Source organism: Phormidesmis sp. 146-33, assembly GCF_052939515.1.
In genome coordinates, this window is sequence record NZ_JBJPHU010000258.1 from 1 (window position 1) to 2,022 (window position 2,022).

The 2,022-nt window shown below is 45.6% G+C and carries 5 protein-coding genes; 4 read left to right on the forward strand and 1 reads right to left on the reverse strand.

Going from position 1 to position 2,022, the window contains the following annotated elements; all coding sequences use genetic code 11:
• From ACJ2PR_RS35720 to ACJ2PR_RS35735, 4 genes are all read left to right on the forward strand, one after another.
• Positions 1-570, forward strand: a 570-nt coding sequence (locus tag ACJ2PR_RS35720) for a DUF2887 domain-containing protein (protein ID WP_446880615.1), incomplete at its 5' end; no start/stop codon positions are given.
• Between the two features lie 194 nt (positions 571-764).
• A complete protein-coding gene (locus ACJ2PR_RS35725; protein WP_446870199.1) occupies positions 765-1,034 on the forward strand; it encodes a BrnT family toxin in 270 nt (89 codons plus the stop codon).
• Positions 1,015-1,239 (forward strand): type II toxin-antitoxin system BrnA family antitoxin, encoded by a 225-nt coding sequence (brnA, locus tag ACJ2PR_RS35730; RefSeq protein WP_446870198.1) that lies wholly within the window; start codon positions 1,015-1,017, stop codon positions 1,237-1,239. The genes ACJ2PR_RS35725 and brnA overlap by 20 nt, the downstream gene beginning before the upstream one ends.
• A 21-nt stretch (positions 1,240-1,260) precedes the next feature.
• Entirely contained in the window at positions 1,261-1,413 is a 153-nt protein-coding gene (locus ACJ2PR_RS35735) for a hypothetical protein (protein ID WP_446870197.1), read from the forward strand.
• Here the strand turns inward: ACJ2PR_RS35735 and ACJ2PR_RS35740 are convergent.
• On the reverse strand, positions 1,410-2,022 hold a 613-nt coding region (locus ACJ2PR_RS35740; RefSeq protein ID WP_446880616.1), incomplete at its 5' end, for an ABC transporter substrate-binding protein. The two genes, ACJ2PR_RS35735 and ACJ2PR_RS35740, sit on opposite strands and share 4 nt — an antisense overlap.

The following is a 2,022-nucleotide window of genomic DNA, read 5'->3' on the forward strand; positions in this document are numbered from 1 at the left end:
ATCTATCCATCGCGCAGTGTCGAGCAAAGCGATCTGCATCCGCATCGGTCTTTTCTGAATGGTGGACAGGCGCATCGGGTGTATTTGGATGAGTTGGGGGATGTCAGAGATTTGCCTGTGATGGTTGGAGCAATCGTGCTGACAATTGTGGACGAAGCGGAAGCCCCAGAAGCCGCGAGAGATTTGATTGTACGAGCGGATCAGGAGCCAGTCACACCTGAGCAGAAACAGGACATAATAGATATTGTGACCTCGATTTTGGTCTACAAGCTCACTAATTTAAGTCGATCGGAGATCAAAGCAATGTTGGGAATAGATTTAACACAGGAACCACGAGCGATTCGAGAGGCGAAGGAAGAGGGCAGAGAAGAGGTGCGCGGACAAGAAGCGATCGCTTTAGTCACTCGTCTGTTAAGACGACGATTAGGGCAAGAACTTTCTGAAGAAACACGATCGCGCCTTTCATCCCTACCTTTACCTGTCCTAGAAGACCTCAGCGAAGCCTTACTCGATTTCACCACGTTGACGGATTTAGAGGCTTGGTTGGAAGAGATCGTAGAACCCGATTAACGATCGCGATTCATCCCAGTACGATCAAAGCACGATCGCTAACTCCCAATCTTCCCCATCACTCTCTCACCCATCCACTCACTTACTCCCTTTCCCCCCTCCCTTCTCATTGACGAGGTATTTTCCAAGTTATCTATAAAGTATTTTGTGCGATTGTCATTTACAATTGCGTGTAAATCAGTTACGAGGTATTGATGGAGTTTGAGTTTGATTCACAAAAAAGCCAAGCGAATCAGCAAAAGCATGGGATTGACTTTGTGCAAGCTCAACAATTGTGGGCAGATGTGGATCGGATTGAAATTCCTGCTAGAACGGAAGATGAAGTTAGATTTTTGGTGATCGGTAAACGTGGAGAGAAACATTGGTCTGCTGTGATTACCTATCGAGGGGGAAAAGTACGGATTATATCGGTTCGACGTTCACGGACAGAGGAGGTGGCATTTTATGAAGGCAGCAGTATTTGATCAGCGGTTTGATCAAGGTGAAGACGTGTCTGAGTTTTTGGACTTAGGGAACGCACGTCGTCCGGGGCATGAGTCAAAGTCTGTGACGATCGCGTTTCCGCAATGGATGGTGGAGGCATTGGATCGAGAAGCACTGCGACTGGGTGTGAACCGTGAAGCGATCGTCAAGGTTTGGTTAGCTGAACGGTTGGAACGAGTCAACTAGCGCGATCGCTACTTATCCAATGTGATCGACACTCATAGCACGATCGACAACAAAACAGGATTAGCAAGAATAACGATCGTTATTCATCTCAGTACGATCGACAATCAGAGCGCGATTAGCGCAAAGCGCAACTCCGCAGGAACGGCTTGCACCTGCAAGAGCTATCAGCTTTAGGAGTCTTTTACAAGATATCTATAGAGATCATTCAGAACACGATCAGCGCCGATCGTTCCTCCGATTCCAGCCCATTGCACTGCATAGATTTGCTTGTTTTGAACCGCTTTTAAGGTTGACCAGATGCGGTGCTTCAAAAATGACAACGAACTTAAATTTTCAGCATCTCTTTCATAGACTACTATCACAAATAAAATATCAGCATCATAATTGAGTAAAGCCTCCAGACTCACGGGTAAAAACATATCTTGTTGCTGCTCTTGGCTCTCAAGAAATTGTAAACCTGCATCTATCAAAATCTGATCGGAAGGAAAGAGACCTGGCTTAACCGAATAGATGTTTGAGCCAGAAATTTGAATCACTGATATTTTCTGCGTTTTTGATCTTGGCTCTAGTTGTTGTCGTAATTGCTTGACCTTGTTTCTGTGCTCAGATAGAACCGCTTCAACACGATCGACTTTTCCAAGTAGTTGAGCGATGTATCGGACATTTTTCTCGAAGTCTACTCCACCGTCAGTATCAATGACGACTGTAGGCGCGATCGCAGAAAGCTGTGGATAGATTCGTTGTTGATATTTGTGCAATAGAATCAGATCGGGTTTGAGTTGA

Bases quoted from the DNA above. Each gene is read 5' to 3' on its own strand.
- ACJ2PR_RS35725 (WP_446870199.1), top strand. From the start codon at position 765: ATGGAGTTTGAGTTTGATTCACAAAAAAGCCAAGCGAATCAGCAAAAG.
- brnA (WP_446870198.1), top strand. From the start codon at position 1,015: ATGAAGGCAGCAGTATTTGATCAGCGGTTTGATCAAGGTGAAGACGTG.